Below are 23024 nucleotides of genomic sequence, written 5' to 3' on the forward strand. Positions count from 1 at the left end.
GCTAACTCATCAAATTTCAACAACCTTACTATTCACGAAGTACCCAAATAAACGCCGTACTTTTTATATTTTTTATTATAACATACTTTTTTATCTGAAAAAAAGGCAGGAAACTTAACTTTATAAATCAATTTACGCAATGTTAAAAAACAATTAAATAGGAAGAATAAAAAAACAAACCTAAGAAAAAACTTAGGTTTGCAAAGATTAATCAACATTAACTTGCCGTTTTCGGTCAGAATGAAGGGCGTAAAGTAAAATGAAAAACGCGACAAGAAACATAAAACTCATAAATAAGAAAACACTTGGAATCCCAGTAAAGCCAGCAAGCGTTCCACCAAGAATAGGTCCGATAACATTTCCTAAGAAGCGAGCGCTCTGGTTATATCCAAGCATTTCTCCTTGCATAACTCCAGGCGCCGCAAGCCGAATATAGGCTGTCGTACAAGGAACCATTCCACCAATTGCAATACCGAATAAAAAGCGAAAGAAGATAAACACCCAAAGATTTGTCGCGAATGCTTGCGGAATAACGAAAACCGCCGCCATAATCAATAGGATATTTAAAATTTTCTCATATCCATATTTATCGCCAAGCTGTCCCCATTTTCGCGTCATCACCAAGTTCCCAAACCCCGTCGCAGAAAACGCTAATCCCGATAAAAACGCAATATTATCTGATTTCGTCATATCTCCAACATACAGTGCGAGAAGCGGTTGCACACTAAAATTCGCTATTTGAATAAGAGCAGTAATAACCATCACAGTAAAAAGTACTCGTAGCGTAAAAATTTGTTTTAACACCGCACGACGAGAATACACTACTTTGGCAGCTTCTTTTTGTTCTTCTGTCCGAATTTCTTTGACACCAAAAGCAACAAGCAATGCCGCAACCATCATCGCAATCCCAGTAATTGTAAAAGTGTCTTTAAAACCAAATAAATCCGCCATCGCACCACCAATAAGTGGCCCAAAAAGCATCCCAGTAACCCCGCCAAGTTGCAGCGTACCAAGAATCTTACCAGCTTCATTACGAGGAGTTTGCCTTGCAATAAAGGCATTACTAACGCCAATAAAGCCAGTTACAACCCCCATGAAAATTCGCAATATCAGTAAATAAGTGACAGAATGCGCAAATCCCATCAAAAAAATACAAACTGATAAACCAACCGAAGTCAGAATCAAAATCCCTTTATAACCGTGCTTATCACCAATACGACCCCAAATCGGCGAAAAGATAAAGGCAACTAAAAATGTCACGCCAAAAATATAACCGGCCCACCTTTGGACGTAGGCATTGCTATAATCACCAAAGGTTTCAATGTAAAGAGATAAAAAGGGCATAATCATTGTCATACTGGCTGACATCAGCAGGTTGGCCAGCATTAAGATGTATAAATTCCGTGTTCGAGTTGTCATAAAAGAATCATCTCTATTCGTATTATTGTTAAAACTGTCCTTTTCATTATAGAATAAAAGATAGTGAATGAAAAATAAAGTGAAGGATGTGCATTTTTGGTTAAAAAAATTGTTATTTGGGTTTCAGCTGTTATACTAGTACTGTATCTGATTGCTGTCGTTGTTAATTTGCTTATTATTTGGCTACGTTAGTAAACAATAAATTTAAACAAAAGAAGGAGTTTTTACAATATGACATACCCACAATTATCAAAAGAAGTGGCACCTAATGAAATCGAAGCAGAAATGATTACAAACCGAGGAACTATCCGCATCAAACTGTTCCCTGAAATTGCACCAAAAACAGTAGAAAACTTTGTTACACATTCCAAAAACGGCTACTATGATGGCCTTATTTTCCACCGTGTTATTCCTGAATTCATGATCCAAGGTGGCGACCCAGACGGCCGCGGTACTGGTGGCGAAAGTATTTGGGGCGAATCTTTTGAAGATGAATTCTCTACAGAAGCTTTCAACTTACGCGGAGCTCTATCAATGGCAAACGCTGGTCCAAACACAAACGGCAGCCAATTCTTCATCGTTCAAAAACCAGATATGCCTGCTGACATGCTTGGCCAAATGGAACAAGCTGGCTTCCCAGTAGAAATTATCGAAGCTTACAAACAAGGCGGAACACCATGGTTAGACGGCCGCCACACAGTTTTCGGTCACGTAATCGAAGGCATGGACGTAGTAGACGAAATCGCCAACCTACCAACTGGCATGCAAGACAAACCAGTAAATGACGTTGTGATTGAGAAAATTAATATTAAATAATGAATGAAGAGCACTTTCTAAGAAAGTGCTCTTTTTGTATTCACCACCACAATTTACCTAAAGCAATATTGCCATTACTATCAAATTCAACTCCATTGATGAAAGTGTGAATATTATAGTGCTTTAAAGGATGATAAAGATATATAAGTATATTTTCCCGCTTTATATAATCTTCAATTTGATTGATTAAGGTTGTTTTTTGTTCAAAGGAGACAGCTGCTCTATATTCTTCCGTGAGCGAAACTATAGTAGCGGTTTGCTCTGTATTGATAAATCGCTGAAAGAGTAAAGTTTTATTTAATAAAAAATCGAGATAACCTAATTCAACATCAGTAACGGGCACATCCATAGCTAAGGCTATATCCGCATCAACTAAAATCTTTTCTTTGAAAAAATCATCGTCAAATGTATATGTTATTATTTCTATTTTTAATTTAAACATCGCCGCGCGTTCTTTAAACCATAACGCTTCTTGAATGAGTCTAGGATGATTAAAAACTGCTAAATTTAAAGGCTTATCTATGTAGCTTGAGACATCGGAAGGAGTTACTAATTGTTTGTTTTGTACTGGTTCCAGTGATTTCGAAAGTTCATAAAAATAACTGTAAGCCTTTGGGATGCTAGCTTGATATAACTCAGATACAAAATCAGCTACATTAAAGATTAATTTTAAATAATTTATCAAAAGCATATCTGTAGGATTTTGTTTATTTTTATTGAAAATTAAATAAGCTGCTCCGGACCGAGCTACTTCAATAGGCTTAATTCCATCATTATTGAGCTGAATGTATTTTTCTTGAGGAACAATTAACCATTTTTTGAAATTTGAATTTATCAGCCAGAATTCTACCCCATCAATTAATGGATGCTCTTTAAAATACTTTGAAAAACTTTTTAAGTAAACATAATTATTCTTGCTTTCCACAAGCATAAAAGGACCGCAACCGATAAGCTTTTTGCTATTTGAATTCGCAGGTCTGATTACAAGCGAATAATGAGTTACCAACTTTAAAAATGATGGCTCTGGTTGTCTAAAGATAAAGTGAACAATATTTTCAGATTCCGAGTAAGCTTTTTCTAAATTAGAGAGTAGCCATTTACCGGTACTACTTTTCGCAGCTTCCTTAAACGTAAAAATAACATCGCTGCCAGTTACTTTTTTCTCATTATGGAAAAAGATGTTTCTTCTAATATTAAAAGTCCATTTTGTGAAATCCTCAGTATGAGACCAATCAATTGCAACGGAAGAGGTGAATGTATCTTCTTCTTCATTGTAGTCAACTAACGTATTGCTGATTTGCTTGATTAAGGAAGCTTCAAAGTGCAAAGAAACTAAATTAGGGTCTAATACCTCGATTTTTCTGTTAATTACAAACCTAAGAACATTATTTCCATTTTCACTGCTATGATTAAAAAGGGCGTGTATTTCCTCTAAGAAAGGAGTAAACCATTCTTGAGGTATGGACAATTGAGAAAGTTGAAGTGCAAACTTAATGTCTTTATTTTCAATGCAATTAGTTAATACCTCGTGAACTTCTGAATAAAAATCATTATGGAAAATAATAGTTGATAAATTACCTCTGCCATTTCCAGGAATATACTTTATTAAATTGTTTTCTTCATATTTTTGTAGCTTTTTTTTAGCATTTTTCTTGGAGTAATACCAAGCTTCAGCGAGTTTACCTAAACTAAAATGAACAATATTTTCTTTTTCATTTTCATGAAGTATAGATCTTAATTCAAAATAATTCGGATCTCTCAAATAGTTCACTTCCTAACTTATAAAATAATACTCTCATTATATTCTTGTTTGAATGTTGATACATATGATTACTAAGGAGAACTTTGTTTTTATAGGAGTGGTATGGTATCTTTTATACAAGAATTTGAATATCATATGGAGAAGGTGGACAAAATAATAGAGCAATCTAAACCTATAAAAATAAACCAACAAATAATTTATGGGAGGGACAAGATTTGGTTAAATGGACTACAACAAAATGATAATGTCCTTACGCTTTTGCTTGAAATTGACTTCGAAACTAGAAGCAGTCAACTGAATTTAATTTTCTCTGGATTATTATTCTACTCATCCACCGAACTCGACACCTACGAAAAAAGCAAATGGAGTACGAGTTGGTTAACAAGTCAGAGCAATTTTGAAATAATCGAGCAGTCTAATTTAATCCATGAACGAGTGAAAATAAGAAATGATTATAACGTTCAAGATTTTAAGCATTACCGCGTTAGCACTTATAATTATATTATTGACGTAATCGCCAAAGACCACCAATTAGAAGAAGCAAATAAATAACAAAAAACAAGTTTCTCATCAATCAGGATGAAAAACTTGTTTTTTTTAGACTAAAACTTCTGAAAAGAATTCATTGTATAGTGCGCGAACGGCCGCATTTTCCTGTTCTTCCTTCACACCAAACATAATACTCACCTCAGAAGAACCTTGATTAATCATTTCAATATTCACTTTCGCGTCGGATAAAGCTTTCGAAGCACGCGAGGTTATTCCAACATTATGGCGCATAGCTTCACCAACGACCATAATCAGGGAGATACCATGTTGCATAATCACTTGATCAGCATTTAATTCTTCTTTTAACCGCGTCATAATCGTCCGTTCGGTATCTTCACCAAATTGATTTTCACGAATAATAATCGTTAAATCATCAATCCCAGACGGCATATGTTCATAGTTCAACCCAGCATCTTCCAGAATTTGCAGCACTTTCCGTCCGAAGCCAATTTCCCGGTTCATCAAATATTTACTAATATAAATGCTACAAAAGCCATCATCACTAGCAATACCAACGACAGGACCATTATTGTTTTCGCGTTCATGAACGACACGTGTACCACAAGAATCAGGGTTGTTCGTATTTTTAATATGCACAGGAATACCCGCATGGAACGCCGGAATCAGCGCTTCATCATGAAAAACAGAAAAGCCTGCATAAGAAAGTTCGCGCATTTCCCGGTAAGTCAGTTCAAGAACTTTCTTCGGATTTTTCACAATAGCGGGATTGACCGCATACACTGCATCAACATCAGTAAAGTTCTCGTATAACTCAGCTTGAGCCCCGTTTGCGACAATCGCTCCAGTAATATCAGAGCCACTGCGAGAAAATGTACTGATTTCACCGTCTTTCGTATAACCGAAAAATCCTGGGAAAACAATAATACCTTCTCGCTCTCGAAGCGCAAATAAACGGTCATAAGACTCAGGAAGAACTTGGGCGCTAGCATGTTCATCCGTCACAAATAACCCGGCATCTTTTGGATTAACATAGTTGGCGTTTAAGCCTTTGAATTTAAAATAAGCAGCGATTAATTTCGCATTATTGTCTTCTCCACTAGCCTTCATTCGATCTAAAAATTTATCTGGATCGCTTTTATCAGACGAAATAGTCTTTTGTAAGTCGGCGCGAATTTGTGTGATAATCGCGTCATCCATTCCTGTATCAAGGGCAATGCCAGCATATCTCGCAATGACGGCTTCAAATAGTTCGCTCGTATCTTCGCCTAGAAGTGCTTTTGCCGCACAATCAATAAGTAAATCGGTCACTTTTGTATCGTCCTTGAAACGCTTTCCAGGTGCAGAAACAACGACGATTTTTCGTTCAGAATCCTCCGCTACAAGTTGGAAAACCTTATTTAATTGAATCCCTGATGCTAAAGAGCTTCCGCCAAATTTAATTACTTTCATGCAACACACTCCTGATCTGAATTTTTATCTCCCGAAACTGTTGTATTTGGATGATGCGAAATTTTCTGAGCTTTCGGATAAAGTTATTGTCTATTATCGCTCTTTTTACGTGAAATCGCAATGTTTTTTCGCATTTTTAATAATTTTATCTTGGCACCAGTAGTTTACTTGTTTAAAAAGCTAAAGGTAGTTATAATAAGAGTGTACAAAAAAAGCAGCCTTAATCTGAAAGGAAAGATTACGATGAAAAATATTGTTTTAGTATGTGCGGCAGGGATGTCAACAAGCCTTTTAGTAACAAAAATGCGTAAAGCAGCTGAAGATCGTGGAGAAACATGCGAAATCGAAGCATACTCCATTGCTGAAGTAAGTAACTTAATCGATGATGCAGATGTAGTACTTTTAGGACCACAAGTACGTTATCAGAAAAAAACAGTTGATGAACTAGCTGCTGGGAAAATTCCAGTAGATGTTATCGACATGGCAGCTTATGGTACAATGAACGGTGAAAAAGTACTCGGTCAAGCATTAGATTTAATTGATGGGTTCCAAAAATAAACAGTAAAAAAACCTGTGTGGCAGTTAAGCCACGCAGGTTTTTTAGCTTTCTTGGGTAAGTATTCCGTCTTCCATACGATACACATGGTTCACTAAATCTAACATACGTTCATCGTGTGTAACCATAATCGCAGTTCGACTCGTTTGAACAACCTCGTTTCGGATGAGCTCCACAACTTCACGACTTCTTTCTGTGTCAAGACTTGCAGTTGGTTCATCGGCTAAAATAACGGAAGGTTGGTTGATAAGTGCTCGCGCAATAGCGACACGTTGCTTTTGCCCACCAGATAGATCTTTTGGATAGAAATTTGCGCGATCGCTAATTCCAAGTTGGCTTAGAAGGGAAGCAGTATCTTTTTCAAGTTCCGCCGCGCTTTTTCCTGCCATTTTTCCAATAAAGCTGATTTGATCTTTTACGTGTAAATAAGGAACTAAGTGAGCAGCTTGGAAAATAAAGCCAATTTCTTCTAAACGAAGAGCCGTTTGTTCTTTAGAAGATAAGTTTCCGACTGACTTGCCGTTTATGGAAATCGTTCCGCCAGTTGGTGTTAATAGCGCTCCGGCAAGAGAAAGTAGCGTACTTTTACCAGAACCACTTGGACCAACGATGGCGATTAATTCTCCTTTTTTCGCTTCGAAATTGGTTTCCTTCAGTGCATGAATAATTGAAGGGCCAGACGGGTAATCTTTGTATACATTTTCAAAAGATAATAGAGTTTCCATTATTCATCACCTCCTCGAATAGCATCTAATGCATCTACTTTAGCGATTCGTCTAAGTGATAAAAGAGCACCAAATAGAGCAACTAAGAAGAATAGGCCACTATAAAGCGCAATCGTCATTGGACTCAATCTAAATGGCATAGCTGCTGGCATAATACTTGGAAGTAGGAGCGTCACACCGACACTAATTAAAATACTAATAATCGAAATAATCACCACTTGAGTAATAATGCTCTTCACTAAGTAACTAGTTTTCGTTCCAAGTGCTTTCAAAATACCAAATTGCGTTGTTTTTTGGAGCGTCATTACATAGAAGAATGCTGTTAAAATAAATCCACCAATAATGATTAGGAAGAAAATCATCATGTTAAGCGTCATTTGTTCCGCGGAATAACCTGGAATTTGATTTAAAAACTCTTTGTGATCGATTGTCGTTAAATCTTTATCCGAGAGTGTTACACCTTTATCAGGGTTGTCTGTTTTAATCGCAATAGTACTTGTTTGTGGGATTTTTTGGTGATATAAAACAGGGTTAATCTCTTGCCAAGTTGCGATATTAATATAAACAACGGGAGCATGGCTATACTTTTGATTTTCTGTAAAGCCGACAACTGTTAATTCTCTATTTAAAATATCATCCATTAAAACATCGCCAATTTTGATTCCGTCTGATTTCAAGGAAGAATCGACAACGATTTCGTCAGGTTTTGTTACTTGTATGTTAGCTCCATCAGAAATTTTGGGAGCGAGAAAGCTATCTGGTTGAATACCGAAAAGTGCTACACTAAACTTTTTATCGTCACTTTCCCGTTTTAACGTTTGCATAGATTGTCCGAGAACCGCAGCATCCTTCACGTTCGCATCTTTTTTCACGTCAGCGAGTTTGGATTCTGGGAACTGAGATCTAGATAATTTGTCTTGGGCGTCTTTGCTGAGAACATAATATGGAACCCCGTTATCTGCTACAGATGAAGCATTATCGTAAGCAAGCCCGTTTGCCAGCCCTGATAAAATAAGTGATAGTAACATAATTAAGACCATGATGCCTGTTACTAAAATATAGCGCAACTTAGAATAAACTAATTCACGAAGCCCTAAAAACATCGGTTATACCAACTCCTTTAAATTTATGTAAACGGAAAATGAACATTATTTCACTTTCCAAAGAATAGTATACCAAAGCTATATTCAATTTCCTAAAAAAAGAAACTAAGTATTTGCTACTTAGTTTCCCAGAATAAGCTATTTTTTTAAGCCTTGAATCAGAAGTTTTAGACCTTTTTCTAAAGTTTCTTTTGGACAAGCAATGTTGAGGCGGACAAAACCTTTACCTGAATGACCAAATCCAGAACCCATTTGGACACCAACGCCGGCTTCGATTAAATCAGTATAAATCGTTTTCTCATCTTTAGGAAGCGCGCGGCAATCAAGCCACATCAAGTAAGTTGCCTCTAAGTCCGTTACACCAACTTCAGGTACTTCTTTTTCGATTGTAGCCTTTACATATTCATAATTACGATAAATATATTCTTTTAGTTCGTTTAACCAAGCAGCGCCATCCCGGTAGGCAGCTTCAGTACCAACAATTCCAAAAACATTAAGCCCATTAGTTGTAGCATATTTTTGCTCCGCGGCGAATTTTGCTTGGTAGTCTTTATTCGTAATAATATAGTAGGAAGCTTTAATAGCAGCTAAATTAAATGTTTTTGTAGCAGCCATCAAAGTGATAATTTGATCTTTATAAAATGGCGCAGCAACCATCATTGGTACATGTTTATGATTTTTCATCACTAAATCAGCGTGAATTTCATCTGAAACAATCGGAATTTGGTATTTTTCACACAGATTAGCAAGTTCCACTAGTTCTTCTTTTGTGAAACAACGACCACCAGGGTTTTGCGGATTACATAGAAGGAATAATTTTACATTTTCTTCTTTCATCCGTTTTTCCAAATCATTAAAATCCATTCGATATTGGTGGTTTTCATATATGAGTGGGGACATAACTACTTTTCGTTCTGTAGCTTTGGTTACGTTGAAAAATGGCGGATAAATCGGCGAAACCATTAGAACAGCGTCACCTTCACTTGTTAACGAACGAATTGCTAGCGAAATAGTTGGAACAACAGCCCCGTTGAAAAACAAAGTGCTCGGATCAATTTCAAATTGGTGTTGCTCTTTGTTCCAATCAATAACAGCTTCGACAAGTGCCGCTGATTTTGTTGAATAACCAAAAATCCCGTGATCGATTTGACGCTGGAATGCATCAAGTACAGGCTTTGGCGCACGGAAATCCATATCAGCTACCCACATTGGAATAATATCTTTTCTGCCAAATAATTCTTCTGCCCCATCCCACTTTTCTGAATTAGTTCCAATCCGCGGAATGACTTCATCAAATTGACTCAATTATGTCACGCTCCTTCTCTTTCATTCGACTCAATTATAGCATAAATTTCACCTTTAAAGCTCACCATACAAGGATTTAGAATAATTGTTAAAGTTTCGCCTAAGTGTTATAATTTATAAAATATTGTAAGGTTGAAAGTAGGTGGAATGAGGATGAGTACATTCAAGGTGGGAGAAGTAGTTTCTGGGAAAATTGCCGGAATTCAAAGCTACGGTGCATTTGTAGCATTAGATAATTCTACACAAGGCTTAGTTCATATTTCAGAAATAACACATGGTTTTGTAAAAGATATCCATGATTTTCTAGAAGTTGGCCAAGAGGTAAAAGTAAAAATACTCGACATTGATGAAGAAAAAAACAAAATCAGTCTTTCTATTAGAGCGACTGAAGAAGCACCAAAAGAACAACCGGCTAAGAAAAAAACCGTATCATCTGGCGAAAATGATGAAGGTTTCAACACATTACGAGATAAATTAGAAGAATGGATTAAAAAAGCAGATAAATAAAAATCTCCATCAGCTTGGTATAATGCCCTTTTTGGGATAAATTGCTAGGCTGATAAATTTAATTGACTAAAATTTTAGAAAAAGGGAATAGTTAGTAGTAATTTTCAATTTATTCATTTGTATAAAATAGTCAAAAAAGGGGGATTTACGTGAAAAGATCTATTCATGTGCAAGCATTTGTGTACAACGAGAAGAAAGATGAGATATTAATAGTTAGAAACCGCAATTTAGCTTGGACTTTTCCAGGAGGACATGTCGAAACAGACCAAACGATGGAAGAAGCACTCGCAAGTAAAGTAAAAGAACAAACAAATATTGATATAGAAATAGAGTCAATTTTACATTGCAAAGAGCGCCGTGCTACATGGGAACACGTTTGTACATTTGTTTTTCGAGCAAAACCAGTTGGTGAGATGGCGACTTTTTCAAACGACGACAATGTCTTCCGAGTAAAATGGATACCAATTCCACTTGCTGACGATCTATTACCTATAGACCAATTATCTTTAAATGAACTAGTCAGAAGCGAGGGAGTCTTATATGAAAACTATACCTAATTTTTCAAAAAGGCTTAAATTTCACAAGGTCTATCCTTGCTAAAAAGCATTGATTGATATAAAGTTAATAAAGAAACTTTTTTAAAATTTGGAGGGAAAACAATGACACATATTAAATTTGATTATTCCAAAGCGCTCCGTTTTTTTGAAGAACGCGAACTTGATTATCTTGAACCAGCAGTAAAAGCAGCTCATGATTCATTACATAATGGTACAGGTGCTGGTAGTGACGCGCTTGGTTGGATTAACTTACCAACAGATTACGACAAAGAAGAATTTGCTCGTATCAAAAAAGCAACAGAAAAAATCCACAGCGATTCTGACGTATTAATCGTTATCGGTATCGGTGGTTCTTACCTTGGAGCACGTGCTGCAATCGAAACTCTAAATCATTCCTTCTATAATGTACTTGAAAAAGGTGCTCGTAAAACACCTCAAGTATTCTTTGCAGGAAATAGCATTAGTTCCTCTTACTTACATGACTTAATCGAAGTAGTTGGCGACCGCGACTTCTCTGTTAACGTTATTTCTAAATCCGGAACAACTACAGAGCCAGCAATCGCTTTCCGTGTTTTCAAAGAACTTCTAATCAAAAAATACGGCGAAGAAGGCGCGAAAAAACGCATTTACGCTACAACTGATAAAGCAAAAGGTGCTCTAAAAACATTAGCTGACAACGAAGGCTACGAAACATTTGTCGTTCCAGATGACGTTGGTGGACGTTTCTCCGTTTTAACTGCAGTAGGTTTACTTCCAATCGCAGTGAGTGGTGTAGATATTGATGCGCTTATGAACGGAGCAGCAGCAGCAAGCAAAGATTTCGACAAACCTGAACTGAAAAATAACATTGCATACCAATACGCAGCAGCTCGTAACGTTCTTTACCGTAAAGGAAAAGTAACTGAACTTCTAATCAGCTACGAACCTGGGTTACAATATTTCAACGAATGGTGGAAACAATTATTCGGCGAAAGTGAAGGTAAAGACAAAAAAGGAATTTACCCATCGAGCGCTAACTTCTCTACAGATTTACATTCTATCGGTCAATATATCCAAGACGGCCGTCGTAACCTTTTTGAAACAGTTATCAAAGTGGACAAACCACGCCACAATTTAACTATCAATAAAGAAGAAGTAGATTTAGATGGCTTAAATTACCTTGCTGGCGAAACAGTTGATTTCGTTAATACAAAAGCATTCGAAGGAACTCTTTTAGCACATACAGACGGCGAAGTTCCAAACTTTGTTGTAGAAGTACCAGAACTAGATGCTTATACTTTCGGCTACCTAGTATACTTCTTTGAAAAAGCTGTAGCTATCAGCGGTTACCTAAATGGCGTAAATCCATTTGACCAACCAGGAGTAGAAGCATATAAAGCTAACATGTTCGCATTACTTGGCAAACCAGGCTTCGAAGACAAAAAAGCAGAACTAGAAAAACGCTTAAACGATTAATTTTCATTTCCAAACCTTGGGGCCAATCGCTCCAAGGTTTTTTGATTGTTTGCGATTTTTTTCTATTGGAGTTACCATATAGTTAAACAAAAGGAGGGGAAGAAGTGCTATCTATCGAACGTAAACGCGCCATTGTCCAATATGTCAAAAGCCGAAAAATAGCAACCGTTAGCGAACTAGCTAAACATTTTGAAGTTCACGAAGCAACCATTCGCCGCGATTTAACATCACTTGAAAAAGACAAAAAACTAAAAAGAACCCATGGCGGAGTTATGATAGAAGAAAAAGTAGTTTCTGAACCTAACTGGAAAAAACGTAGTGAAGTGCGCTATGAAGAAAAACAACGCATCGCTACATTAGCAGCAACAATGGTTAAAGACGGGGACACAATCATCCTAGACGCCGGCACAACAACCGGCCATATCGCAACAGCATTAAAAGACCGCTCCAAATTAACCGTAATAACAAATGATATTAACGTAGCTTCCATAATGCGCTTTTCCCCGTCCAAAGTAATCGTGACAGGTGGAGTCATTTATCCGGAAACATTCATTCTTAACGGTATGATAACGAGCGGAACCTTACAGAGTATTCACGTACATAAAGCCTTCGTAACCACACCGGCGCTTGATATTGATAAGGGGTTAATGCACTACGATGAATATCTAATCCCAGCCAAACAACAAATGCTCCACTCAGCCGATGAAGTAATCCTAGTAACAGATCACACCAAGTTCGGTCGGATCTCCTTATACAAATACGCAGCTCTAGATGAAATATCTTCTATCATCACTGGAAAAGAAATAGATCCAGTCTTGAAAGAACAATTTGAAGAAAAAGGAATGCAAATTTATACAACTTAAAGCCTTTTAGTTTTGACTAAAAAACATTGTCCTAACATCAATTTATACACTAAATTAATCTTTTTTCATCTTTATTTAAAAAACTTTGTAAAAAGTATTGACGAAAGGCAAAAATCTTGGTATATTTATAAACGTTGCTGATACGGACAAACGCTTTAGCAGCAAAAGAAACTGACCTTTGAAAACTGAACAAAAAAGAAGACGAAAAGCAATGAGACGTAAAGTCTCACTGGTAATCGCAGGGCAGAAAACAGAAAGCTGTTTTCAACAAAAACAAACTAGTAATTTAATTGCTAGCGAAGTCAATTTGACGCAAGGAATCTTATTCACGGTGTTGAATAAGTATTCAAATTCAATTTATATTTTAAAGAGAGTTTGATCCTGGCTCAGGACGAACGCTGGCGGCGTGCCTAATACATGCAAGTCGAACGAACGGAGGAAGAGCTTGCTCTTCCAAAGTTAGTGGCGGACGGGTGAGTAACACGTGGGCAACCTGCCTGTAAGTTGGGGATAACTCCGGGAAACCGGGGCTAATACCGAATGATAGAGTGTGGCGCATGCCACGCTCTTGAAAGATGGTTTCGGCTATCGCTTACAGATGGGCCCGCGGTGCATTAGCTAGTTGGTAGGGTAATGGCCTACCAAGGCAACGATGCATAGCCGACCTGAGAGGGTGATCGGCCACACTGGGACTGAGACACGGCCCAGACTCCTACGGGAGGCAGCAGTAGGGAATCTTCCGCAATGGACGAAAGTCTGACGGAGCAACGCCGCGTGTATGAAGAAGGTTTTCGGATCGTAAAGTACTGTTGTTAGAGAAGAACAAGGATAAGAGTAACTGCTTGTCCCTTGACGGTATCTAACCAGAAAGCCACGGCTAACTACGTGCCAGCAGCCGCGGTAATACGTAGGTGGCAAGCGTTGTCCGGATTTATTGGGCGTAAAGCGCGCGCAGGCGGTCTTTTAAGTCTGATGTGAAAGCCCCCGGCTTAACCGGGGAGGGTCATTGGAAACTGGAAGACTGGAGTGCAGAAGAGGAGAGTGGAATTCCACGTGTAGCGGTGAAATGCGTAGATATGTGGAGGAACACCAGTGGCGAAGGCGACTCTCTGGTCTGTAACTGACGCTGAGGCGCGAAAGCGTGGGGAGCAAACAGGATTAGATACCCTGGTAGTCCACGCCGTAAACGATGAGTGCTAAGTGTTAGGGGGTTTCCGCCCCTTAGTGCTGCAGCTAACGCATTAAGCACTCCGCCTGGGGAGTACGACCGCAAGGTTGAAACTCAAAGGAATTGACGGGGGCCCGCACAAGCGGTGGAGCATGTGGTTTAATTCGAAGCAACGCGAAGAACCTTACCAGGTCTTGACATCCTTTGACCACTCTGGAGACAGAGCTTTCCCTTCGGGGACAAAGTGACAGGTGGTGCATGGTTGTCGTCAGCTCGTGTCGTGAGATGTTGGGTTAAGTCCCGCAACGAGCGCAACCCTTGATTTTAGTTGCCAGCATTTAGTTGGGCACTCTAAAGTGACTGCCGGTGCAAGCCGGAGGAAGGTGGGGATGACGTCAAATCATCATGCCCCTTATGACCTGGGCTACACACGTGCTACAATGGATGGTACAAAGGGTCGCGAAGCCGCGAGGTGGAGCCAATCCCATAAAACCATTCTCAGTTCGGATTGTAGGCTGCAACTCGCCTACATGAAGCCGGAATCGCTAGTAATCGTGGATCAGCATGCCACGGTGAATACGTTCCCGGGCCTTGTACACACCGCCCGTCACACCACGAGAGTTTGTAACACCCGAAGTCGGTAGGGTAACCTTTATGGAGCCAGCCGCCGAAGGTGGGACAGATAATTGGGGTGAAGTCGTAACAAGGTAGCCGTATCGGAAGGTGCGGCTGGATCACCTCCTTTCTAAGGAAAAGGAAACCTGTGAGTTTTCGTTCTTCTCTATTTGTTCAGTTTTGAGAGGTCACTCTCTTGTATGTCAGATAAAGTACGCAAGGCAACATGCATGGAGCATAGCGCCACTACATTTTTGACGGGCCTATAGCTCAGCTGGTTAGAGCGCACGCCTGATAAGCGTGAGGTCGATGGTTCGAGTCCATTTAGGCCCACTTTTTCTTTCTGACACGAAGAAAACATTCAATTTAATTCCTTTTAGGGGCCTTAGCTCAGCTGGGAGAGCGCCTGCTTTGCACGCAGGAGGTCAGCGGTTCGATCCCGCTAGGCTCCACCAAAATTGTTCTTTGAAAACTAGATAAGAAAGTTAGTAAAGTTAGCATAGATAATTTATTATTTATGACACAAGTAACCGAGAATCATCTGAAAGTGAATCTTTCATCTGATAAGAAGTATCATCGCTGATACGGAACATCAGAAAAACAACCTTTACTTCGTAGAAGTAAATTGGTTAAGTTAGAAAGGGCGCACGGTGGATGCCTTGGCACTAGGAGCCGAAGAAGGACGGGACTAACACCGATATGCTTTGGGGAGCTGTACGTAAGCGTTGATCCAGAGATTTCCGAATGGGGGAACCCACTATCTTTAGTCGGATAGTATCCTTACGTGAATACATAGCGTGAGGAAGGCAGACCCAGGGAACTGAAACATCTAAGTACCTGGAGGAAGAGAAAGAAAAATCGATTTCCTGAGTAGCGGCGAGCGAAACGGAAAGAGCCCAAACCAAGAAGCTTGCTTCTTGGGGTTGTAGGACACTCTATACGGAGTTACAAAAGAAAGTTATAAATGAAGCGGTCTGGAAAGGCCCGCCAAAGACGGTAACAGCCCGGTAGTTGAAATGGCTTTCCCTCCAGAGTGGATCCTGAGTACGGCGGAACACGTGAAATTCCGTCGGAATCCGGGAGGACCATCTCCCAAGGCTAAATACTCCCTAGTGACCGATAGTGAACCAGTACCGTGAGGGAAAGGTGAAAAGCACCCCGGAAGGGGAGTGAAACAGTTCCTGAAACCGTGTGCCTACAAGTAGTTAGAGCCCGTTAATGGGTGATAGCGTGCCTTTTGTAGAATGAACCGGCGAGTTACGATTTGTTGCAAGGTTAAGCGGAAAAAGCGGAGCCGTAGCGAAAGCGAGTCTGAATAGGGCGCATAAGTAACAGGTCGTAGACCCGAAACCAGGTGATCTACCCATGTCCAGGATGAAGGTAAGGTAATACTTACTGGAGGTCCGAACCCACGCACGTTGAAAAGTGCGGGGATGAGGTGTGGGTAGCGGAGAAATTCCAATCGAACTTGGAGATAGCTGGTTCTCTCCGAAATAGCTTTAGGGCTAGCCTCGAGGTAAAGAGTCATGGAGGTAGAGCACTGTTTGGACTAGGGGCCCTTCTCGGGTTACCGAATTCAGATAAACTCCGAATGCCATGTACTTATACTCGGGAGTCAGACTGCGAGTGATAAGATCCGTAGTCGAAAGGGAAACAGCCCAGACCACCAGTTAAGGTCCCCAAATATATGTTAAGTGGAAAAGGATGTGGGGTTGCTTAGACAACCAGGATGTTGGCTTAGAAGCAGCCACCATTGAAAGAGTGCGTAATAGCTCACTGGTCGAGTGACCCCGCGCCGAAAATGTACCGGGGCTAAACATATTACCGAAACTGTGGATGAACCTCTTCGGAGGTTCGTGGTAGGAGAGCGTTCTAAGGGCGGTGAAGTCAGACCGGAAGGACTGGTGGAGCGCTTAGAAGTGAGAATGCCGGTATGAGTAGCGAAAGAAGGGTGAGAATCCCTTCCACCGAATATCTAAGGTTTCCTGAGGAAGGCTCGTCCGCTCAGGGTTAGTCGGGACCTAAGCCGAGGCCGATAGGCGTAGGCGATGGACAACAGGTAGAGATTCCTGTACCAGTGCTAATTGTTTAACCGATGGGGTGACACAGAAGGATAGGGAATCGCACGAATGGAAATGTGCGTCCAAGCAGTGAGTGTGAGAAGTAGGCAAATCCGCTTCTTGCGAAGCATGAGCTGTGATGGGGAAGGAAATTAAGTACGGAAGTTCCTGATTTCACGCTGTCAAGAAAAGCCTCTAGGAAGAGTAGTACTGCCCGTACCGCAAACCGACACAGGTAGATGAGGAGAGAATCCTAAGGTGAGCGAGAGAACTCTCGTTAAGGAACTCGGCAAAATGACCCCGTAACTTCGGGAGAAGGGGTGCTCTATTAGGGTGCAAGCCCGAGAGAGCCGCAGTGAATAGGCCCAGGCGACTGTTTAGCAAAAACACAGGTCTCTGCAAAACCGTAAGGTGACGTATAGGGGCTGACGCCTGCCCGGTGCTGGAAGGTTAAGAGGAGTGCTTAGCTTCGGCGAAGGTACGAATTGAAGCCCCAGTAAACGGCGGCCGTAACTATAACGGTCCTAAGGTAGCGAAATTCCTTGTCGGGTAAGTTCCGACCCGCACGAAAGGCGCAACGATCTGGGCACTGTCTCAACGAGAGACTCGGTGAAATTATAGTACCTGTGAAGATGCAGGTTACCCGCGACAGGACGGAAAGACCCCGTGGAGCTTTACTGCAACCTGATATGGAATGTTTGTACCGCTTGTACAGGATAGGTAGGAGCCGAAGAGACGTGTGCGCTAGCATACGAGGAGGCAATGGTGGGATACTACCCTGGCTGTATGACCATTCTAACCCGCCACGCTAAGCGCGTGGGGAGACAGTGTCAGGTGGGCAGTTTGACTGGGGCGGTCGCCTCCTAAAGAGTAACGGAGGCGCCCAAAGGTTCCCTCAGAATGGATGGAAATCATTCGCAGAGTGTAAAGGCACAAGGGAGCTTGACTGCGAGACTGACAAGTCGAGCAGGGACGAAAGTCGGGCTTAGTGATCCGGTGGTTCCGCATGGAAGGGCCATCGCTCAACGGATAAAAGCTACCCCGGGGATAACAGGCTTATCTCCCCCAAGAGTCCACATCGACGGGGAGGTTTGGCACCTCGATGTCGGCTCGTCGCATCCTGGGGCTGTAGTCGGTCCCAAGGGTTGGGCTGTTCGCCCATTAAAGCGGCACGCGAGCTGGGTTCAGAACGTCGTGAGACAGTTCGGTCCCTATCCGTCGCGGGCGCAGGAAATTTGAGAGGAGCTGTCCTTAGTACGAGAGGACCGGGATGGACACACCGCTGGTGTACCAGTTGTTCCGCCAGGAGCATCGCTGGGTAGCTATGTGTGGCAGGGATAAACGCTGAAAGCATCTAAGCGTGAAGCCCCCCTCAAGATGAGATTTCCCATTTCTTCGGAAAGTAAGATCCCTGAAAGATGATCAGGTAGATAGGTTTGGAGTGGAAGTGTAGCGATACATGGAGCGGACAAATACTAATCGATCGAGGACTTAACCAAAAAATGAAACGAAGTTACCTAACTGAACCCTTTCTTCTCTAGTTTTGAGAGAGCAATCTTTCAACAACTTCATATTGTCTGGTAGTTATGGCGAGAAGGTCACACCCGTTCCCATCCCGAACACGGTAGTTAAGCTTCTCTGCGCCAATGGTAGTTGGGGGCTTCCCCCTGCGAGAGTAGGTCGCTGCCGGGCAATTTATTATTCCACAGTAGCTCAGTTGGTAGAGCAATCGGCTGTTAACCGATCGGTCGCAGGTTCGAGTCCTGCCTGTGGAGCCATTTTCTGGAGAGCTGTCCGAGTGGCCGAAGGAGCACGGTTGGAAACCGTGTAGGCGGTGTAAGCTGTCTCAAGGGTTCGAATCCCTTGCTCTCCGTTTACACGTAATAATAAAGTAACATTTTCTTACTAAGGCCCGTTGGTCAAGCGGTTAAGACACCGCCCTTTCACGGCGGTAACACGGGTTCGATTCCCGTACGGGTCATTTTTTACTAATCTATTAGAGACAATTTCATGTTTTTAGAGTAGAATAGTAATTATGGAGGTTTAGCTCAGCTGGGAGAGCATCTGCCTTACAAGCAGAGGGTCAGCGGTTCGATCCCGTTAACCTCCACCATTAGTTTTATAATAATATTGTCGCGGGGTGGAGCAGTCTGGTAGCTCGTCGGGCTCATAACCCGAAGGTCGTAGGTTCAAATCCTGCCCCCGCAATAGAGTGGTTCCGTGGTGTAGGGGTTAACATGCCTGCCTGTCACGCAGGAGATCGCGGGTTCAAATCCCGTCGGGACCGCCATTATGGCTTGGTAGCTCAGTTGGTAGAGCACTTGATTGAAGCTCAAGGTGTCGGCAGTTCGATTCTGTCCCAAGCCACTTTTTTTCTTTTATTTAATATGGAGGGGTAGCGAAGTGGCTAAACGCGGCGGACTGTAAATCCGCTCCTTCGGGTTCGGTGGTTCGAATCCACTCCCCTCCACCATTATTATAGGGGCATAGTTTAAAGGTAGAACTGAGGTCTCCAAAACCTCCAGTGTGGGTTCGATTCCTACTGCCCCTGCCATATATAAAATAATGGCGGATGTGGCGAAGTGGTTAACGCACCTGATTGTGGTTCAGGCATTCGTGGGTTCGATTCCCATCATCCGCCCTTTTTGTTTTTATAAAACTATTATAATTGTTGGGCCATAGCCAAGCGGTAAGGCAACGGACTTTGACTCCGTCATGCGTTGGTTCGAATCCAGCTGGCCCAGTTAATGCGGAAGTAGTTCAGCGGTAGAACATCACCTTGCCAAGGTGGGGGTCGCGGGTTCGAACCCCGTCTTCCGCTTTTTTAGTTGAATATTGTGCGGCGCCATAGCCAAGTGGTAAGGCAGAGGTCTGCAAAACCTTTATCACCGGTTCAAATCCGGTTGGCGCCTCCATTTGCATAATTAATGTTTTAAAGTTATAATTTAATATATTGTTACGCCGGCGTGGCGGAATTGGCAGACGCGCTGGACTCAAAATCCTGTGCCCGCAAGGGCGTGCCGGTTCGACCCCGGCCGCCGGTATTGATAAAACATCAACGTAAATTTACGTTGATGTTTTTCTATCTGTAGAAGTAGAATGCAAATAAAAATGATAATATTTATTCATCAAAAGAGAATGATTATTTCTTTGACATTATTTTGTGATTGTTTTAACATGAAAAATGTTGGAAAAGTTATTGTTTATTAATCGTCCATGGAGAGGGTAGTTATGCTTACGAATTATATTGAAAAGGATATCAAAAGAAAATGTTTGATTTGTGATTTTCTACTTAAGAATAAGCATACGAATTTAGATGAAATTGCGGAATATATGGGGACTTCGCGTGTGACGGTGCGATCGGATATTCATACGTTAAATGAAGAATTGGATGGCTTGATTGTTATTCAGATGAAAGAATGTGCGGATAATTGGGTGTATCAATGTAGGTTGCAAAATGGGGCAACCGAGCGGCAAGTTTTATATAAGCTTTATGATAACTCGATGTTTTTGAAGTGTTTGGCGTTTTTTGTTACGAATGTGGAGGAGCATAAGTTTACCGATTTTATGGATGAATATTTTATTTCTCATTCGCATGCGTATCGGTTGAAACATAAGGTGGAGGAGTTTTTGAGGGATATTGATTTATCGCTTGAAAATAATCGGATTACTGGAAAGGAGTACCGGGTTCGATATTTGATTGCGCTTCTTCAAGCAGAATATGGTGTTCGTATTTATCCGTTACTGGATCATGAAAAGAAAATGATTGATGATTTTATGGCTACTTTGAATTTACGGATTAATATTGATGCAGTAGCGCATAATGCGGAAGGTCACGAGTATTTTAGGTCGCTTATTTCGATGGTTTTTAAAAGGGATATTCCGACGAGTGCGATTATTTTGGATGAACAGTGCCAGAAATATATTGAGTCTTCAAGGTTTCTTGTTATGGTTCGCAAAAGTAGTAAAGAAACGCTTGAAAAAGAGCTCGGCTTGGCATTTTCTTATAATGATTATTTGTATTTGATGTTGATTTATTATTCGACTAATTTCAGTATTATTGATGCTTCTATGAAAAAGGTGGAATTGGAGCAATTTAATGAATTGATATTGAAAGATGCTGATTTACAATCTTTAATAGATTTGTTTGAGGAGTATTTTGGGTCAGAAGTGGTCAATCACTCGTTATTTCGGGCAGCGCTTTGTTATTTTTTGAAGAAGACGTTATTTAATTTGCAAGGTCTTATTCCAAGTAATGAGCGGTTGTTGGATAAAAAATATCAGCCGCTTTATTTGGTTGTGAAAAATGTTCTTGAGCGTTGGAATGAAATTAGTGGGCATCGTGCAATGTTAATTGACTCACATATTAATTATTTGACGATTCACTTATATCCGCTTATTTATAAATGGAATAATCCAGTGCAAGTCTGTATTTTCTCGTTTAATTTGATTAATTTTGAGTCGTGTAAGTTTCAGGTGGAGCAGGAACTTGGGCGGAAGGTGAAGGTGCATGAGACGATGTTTAATTCGACGAGGGAGTTAAATGAGGTTTTGGCGGAAATAGATGAGCCGACGATTGTGCTTTGTCACCCGAACTGCGAAATGGAATTGAAAGAGGCGGTGCAAGAGACTGTTATTCCGGTTTCGCTGGCTTTTTTTGACCGGGATTTAATAGATGTGGAAAATGCGATTCAGTCGCTTAGAAGAAAAGAACATGAAAAAAGGCTAGCCTATTTGAGAGGCTAGCCTTTTTCTTAATGTGTAAAACCGTGAACGCCGGATTGTTGGGTATCGTGGAAAAGGATATGGGCGCTATTTAGTTCTTCAATAGAAGCTTGGAAGTCTTGGATAAATTCTTCTGCCATGTTGAAACCGAGGTCGGCGCGGCAAACGTAACGTTGGATGATGATGTTTTCTAAGCTTTTTGGTAGTGGATATGCGGGAACTTGCCAGCCGCGCATTTGTAGACGGTCGGCTAAATCGTACAGTGTCCATTTTACATCGGCATTATCTTTTAATTTATAGCAAACGATTGGTAAATGGGAGCCGTCGTTGTATATATCGAAGTAGCCGGTTTGTTCAACTGCGTGGGCAAGGTATTGGGCGACGTCGCTTGTTTTTTGGTGAATGGTGCGATAGCCTTCAAAGCCGTAGCGTAAGAAATTGTAGTATTGGCCGATGATGTGGCTGGCGCTACGAGAGAAATTGATTTGCATGGTTGGCATTTCTCCGCCAAGATAGCTGACTTTAAAGATGAGTTCTTCTGGTAAGTAGCTTTCATCTTTCCACAAGACCCAACCGATACCTGGATAAACGAGACCGTATTTGTGACCGGAAGTATTAATGGAGATAACGTTTTTCAAACGGAAGTCCCAGATGATGTCAGGTTCGACAAATGGAGTGAAGAAACCGCCACTTGCTGCGTCAACGTGAATGTAAACTTTATAATCTGTTTTGCTATTATATTCTTCTAATTTTTCGTTAAGTGCGAAGATGTCGTCGTAGCGGCCTGTATAAGTAATGCCGAGGATGCCGACAACGCCGATTGTATATTCGTCTACGTAATCAAGCACTTGGTCGGTATTGAGTTGCATGTGGTCTTTATCCATTGGAACAACACGCATATCGATATCCCAGTAGACACAGAATTTTTCCCAACACACTTGATAGCCGGATGAGATAACTAGATTTGGTTTTTTTGCATAAATATCTAGACCGAGTTTTTCGGCGCGTTTTCTCCAAGCAAATTTCATCGCCATTCCGCCGAGCATGCACGCTTCACTAGAGCCGATTGTGGAAGTTCCCATGAATTTTTGGTCTTTAGGTGCATGCCATAAGTCAGCGATAATATTGACGCAACGATTTTCAAGTTCAGCTGTTCGCGGATATTCGGATTTATCAATCGCATTTTTTTCTAAGGTTTCGGACATTAATTTGGTTGCTTCGTCTTCCATATATGTTTGGCAGAAGGTCGCTAGGTTTTGACGGGCGGAACCTTCATCTAAAAGTTCGTCTTTTACTAAACGATAAGCAATTCGAGGTTCGAGAGGTTCTTTCGCAAGGGTATATTTAGGAATATCACGATCCTCTGCACTTGATCCGAAAACTGGTTCTAAATAACTTTCTTTATTTTCTTTACTATATAACATGATTT

General features: G+C 41.0%; 15 protein-coding genes, 16 tRNA genes and 3 rRNA genes. 27 read left to right on the forward strand and 7 right to left on the reverse strand.

The annotated features are described in order from the left end of the window. Positions 1-207: 207 nt before the first annotated feature. Positions 208-1419, reverse strand: coding sequence for a lmo2377 family MFS transporter (locus tag OC533_RS10910; protein ID WP_003763740.1), 1212 nt, complete (start codon positions 1417-1419; stop codon positions 208-210). 231 nt (positions 1420-1650) lie between these two features. Here OC533_RS10910 and OC533_RS10915 point away from each other — a divergent pair, with 231 nt between their 5' ends. Beyond that, complete coding sequence (locus OC533_RS10915) at positions 1651-2235, forward strand: peptidylprolyl isomerase (RefSeq protein ID WP_003726864.1); 585 nt, start codon at positions 1651-1653, stop codon at positions 2233-2235. Positions 2236-2275: 40 nt separating this feature from the next. Here OC533_RS10915 and OC533_RS10920 read toward each other — a convergent pair whose 3' ends face one another. Further along, positions 2276-3997, reverse strand: coding sequence for an ABC transporter substrate-binding protein (locus OC533_RS10920; protein ID WP_194324013.1), 1722 nt, complete (start codon positions 3995-3997; stop codon positions 2276-2278). 156 nt (positions 3998-4153) lie between these two features. Between OC533_RS10920 and OC533_RS10925 the strand changes: the two genes are divergently transcribed. Continuing rightward, positions 4154-4549 (forward strand): hypothetical protein, encoded by a 396-nt coding sequence (locus tag OC533_RS10925; RefSeq protein ID WP_194324101.1) that lies wholly within the window; start codon positions 4154-4156, stop codon positions 4547-4549. Positions 4550-4594: 45 nt separating this feature from the next. Here the strand turns inward: OC533_RS10925 and OC533_RS10930 are convergent, their stop codons facing one another. Then, positions 4595-5956: an aspartate kinase gene (locus OC533_RS10930; RefSeq protein WP_185541202.1), complete on the reverse strand. Its 1362-nt coding sequence runs from the start codon at positions 5954-5956 to the stop codon at positions 4595-4597. A gap of 243 nt (positions 5957-6199) precedes the next feature. Between OC533_RS10930 and OC533_RS10935 the strand changes: the two genes are divergently transcribed. Beyond that, positions 6200-6514, forward strand: a complete 315-nt coding sequence (locus OC533_RS10935; protein ID WP_003763736.1) for a PTS sugar transporter subunit IIB — start codon at positions 6200-6202, stop codon at positions 6512-6514. 42 nt (positions 6515-6556) lie between these two features. Here the strand turns inward: OC533_RS10935 and OC533_RS10940 are convergent, their stop codons facing one another. The 3 genes from OC533_RS10940 to OC533_RS10950 form a co-directional block, all read right to left on the reverse strand. Next, positions 6557-7237 carry an ABC transporter ATP-binding protein gene (locus OC533_RS10940; RefSeq protein WP_003763734.1) on the reverse strand — a complete coding sequence of 227 codons (681 nt, stop codon included), beginning with the start codon at positions 7235-7237 and terminating at the stop codon, positions 6557-6559. Then, the gene (locus OC533_RS10945; protein ID WP_010991210.1) at positions 7237-8340 is read right to left on the reverse strand and encodes an ABC transporter permease; all 1104 of its coding nucleotides are present in this window, start codon (positions 8338-8340) and stop codon (positions 7237-7239) included. Before OC533_RS10945 ends, OC533_RS10940 begins: the two co-directional genes overlap by 1 nt. 138 nt (positions 8341-8478) lie before the next feature. Further along, positions 8479-9645: a MalY/PatB family protein gene (locus tag OC533_RS10950; protein ID WP_194322917.1), complete on the reverse strand. Its 1167-nt coding sequence runs from the start codon at positions 9643-9645 to the stop codon at positions 8479-8481. A gap of 153 nt (positions 9646-9798) precedes the next feature. On the opposite strand from OC533_RS10950, the gene yugI reads away from it, so the two are divergent. The 24 genes from yugI (at position 9799) to OC533_RS11070 (ending at position 21616) form a co-directional block, all read left to right on the forward strand. Then, entirely contained in the window at positions 9799-10152 is a 354-nt protein-coding gene (yugI, locus tag OC533_RS10955) for a S1 domain-containing post-transcriptional regulator GSP13 (protein ID WP_003763730.1), read from the forward strand. A gap of 149 nt (positions 10153-10301) precedes the next feature. Beyond that, a complete protein-coding gene (locus OC533_RS10960) occupies positions 10302-10709 on the forward strand; it encodes an NUDIX hydrolase (RefSeq protein WP_003763729.1) in 408 nt (135 codons plus the stop codon). A 102-nt stretch (positions 10710-10811) separates the two neighbouring features. Further along, positions 10812-12164: a glucose-6-phosphate isomerase gene (locus tag OC533_RS10965; RefSeq protein WP_070752544.1), complete on the forward strand. Its 1353-nt coding sequence runs from the start codon at positions 10812-10814 to the stop codon at positions 12162-12164. A gap of 104 nt (positions 12165-12268) precedes the next feature. Further along, positions 12269-13027, forward strand: a complete 759-nt coding sequence (locus OC533_RS10970) for a DeoR/GlpR family DNA-binding transcription regulator (protein ID WP_003722392.1) — start codon at positions 12269-12271, stop codon at positions 13025-13027. Positions 13028-13390: 363 nt separating this feature from the next. Next, a 16S ribosomal RNA gene (locus OC533_RS10975) occupies positions 13391-14940 on the forward strand. Between the two features lie 129 nt (positions 14941-15069). Continuing rightward, a tRNA-Ile gene (locus tag OC533_RS10980) sits at positions 15070-15143 on the forward strand. Positions 15144-15189: 46 nt separating this feature from the next. Beyond that, a tRNA-Ala gene (locus OC533_RS10985) sits at positions 15190-15265 on the forward strand. 172 nt (positions 15266-15437) lie between these two features. Beyond that, a 23S ribosomal RNA gene (locus tag OC533_RS10990) occupies positions 15438-18369 on the forward strand. Positions 18370-18446: 77 nt separating this feature from the next. After that, positions 18447-18562, forward strand: a 5S ribosomal RNA gene (gene rrf, locus OC533_RS10995). The 16S, 23S and 5S rRNA genes sit together here with 16 tRNA genes alongside, the layout of an rRNA operon. 10 nt (positions 18563-18572) lie before the next feature. After that, positions 18573-18648, forward strand: a tRNA-Asn gene (locus OC533_RS11000). 6 nt (positions 18649-18654) lie between these two features. Next, a tRNA-Ser gene (locus OC533_RS11005) sits at positions 18655-18743 on the forward strand. Between the two features lie 36 nt (positions 18744-18779). After that, positions 18780-18851: transfer RNA gene (locus tag OC533_RS11010), tRNA-Glu, on the forward strand. Between the two features lie 56 nt (positions 18852-18907). After that, positions 18908-18983, forward strand: a tRNA-Val gene (locus OC533_RS11015). Positions 18984-19004: 21 nt separating this feature from the next. Next, a tRNA-Met gene (locus OC533_RS11020) sits at positions 19005-19078 on the forward strand. 6 nt (positions 19079-19084) lie between these two features. Next, positions 19085-19160, forward strand: a tRNA-Asp gene (locus OC533_RS11025). A gap of 4 nt (positions 19161-19164) precedes the next feature. Then, a tRNA-Phe gene (locus OC533_RS11030) sits at positions 19165-19237 on the forward strand. Positions 19238-19259: 22 nt separating this feature from the next. Further along, positions 19260-19343 (forward strand) — tRNA-Tyr (locus OC533_RS11035). Positions 19344-19350: 7 nt separating this feature from the next. Then, positions 19351-19424, forward strand: a tRNA-Trp gene (locus OC533_RS11040). 14 nt (positions 19425-19438) lie between these two features. Beyond that, positions 19439-19511, forward strand: a tRNA-His gene (locus tag OC533_RS11045). Between the two features lie 31 nt (positions 19512-19542). Further along, positions 19543-19614, forward strand: a tRNA-Gln gene (locus OC533_RS11050). Between the two features lie 5 nt (positions 19615-19619). Beyond that, positions 19620-19691: transfer RNA gene (locus OC533_RS11055), tRNA-Gly, on the forward strand. 20 nt (positions 19692-19711) lie between these two features. Further along, a tRNA-Cys gene (locus OC533_RS11060) sits at positions 19712-19785 on the forward strand. Positions 19786-19830: 45 nt separating this feature from the next. Beyond that, a tRNA-Leu gene (locus OC533_RS11065) sits at positions 19831-19914 on the forward strand. 187 nt (positions 19915-20101) lie between these two features. Next, positions 20102-21616: a helix-turn-helix domain-containing protein gene (locus OC533_RS11070; protein ID WP_194323554.1), complete on the forward strand. Its 1515-nt coding sequence runs from the start codon at positions 20102-20104 to the stop codon at positions 21614-21616. Positions 21617-21624: 8 nt separating this feature from the next. Here OC533_RS11070 and OC533_RS11075 read toward each other — a convergent pair whose 3' ends face one another. Continuing rightward, positions 21625-23019 carry a glutamate decarboxylase gene (locus OC533_RS11075; protein WP_194323555.1) on the reverse strand — a complete coding sequence of 465 codons (1395 nt, stop codon included), beginning with the start codon at positions 23017-23019 and terminating at the stop codon, positions 21625-21627. Between the last annotated feature and the right edge of the window lie 5 nt (positions 23020-23024).

The organism is Listeria sp. Marseille-Q6474, from assembly GCF_946902005.1.
In the GTDB taxonomy this organism is placed as follows: Bacteria; Bacillota; Bacilli; order Lactobacillales; family Listeriaceae; genus Listeria; species Listeria innocua.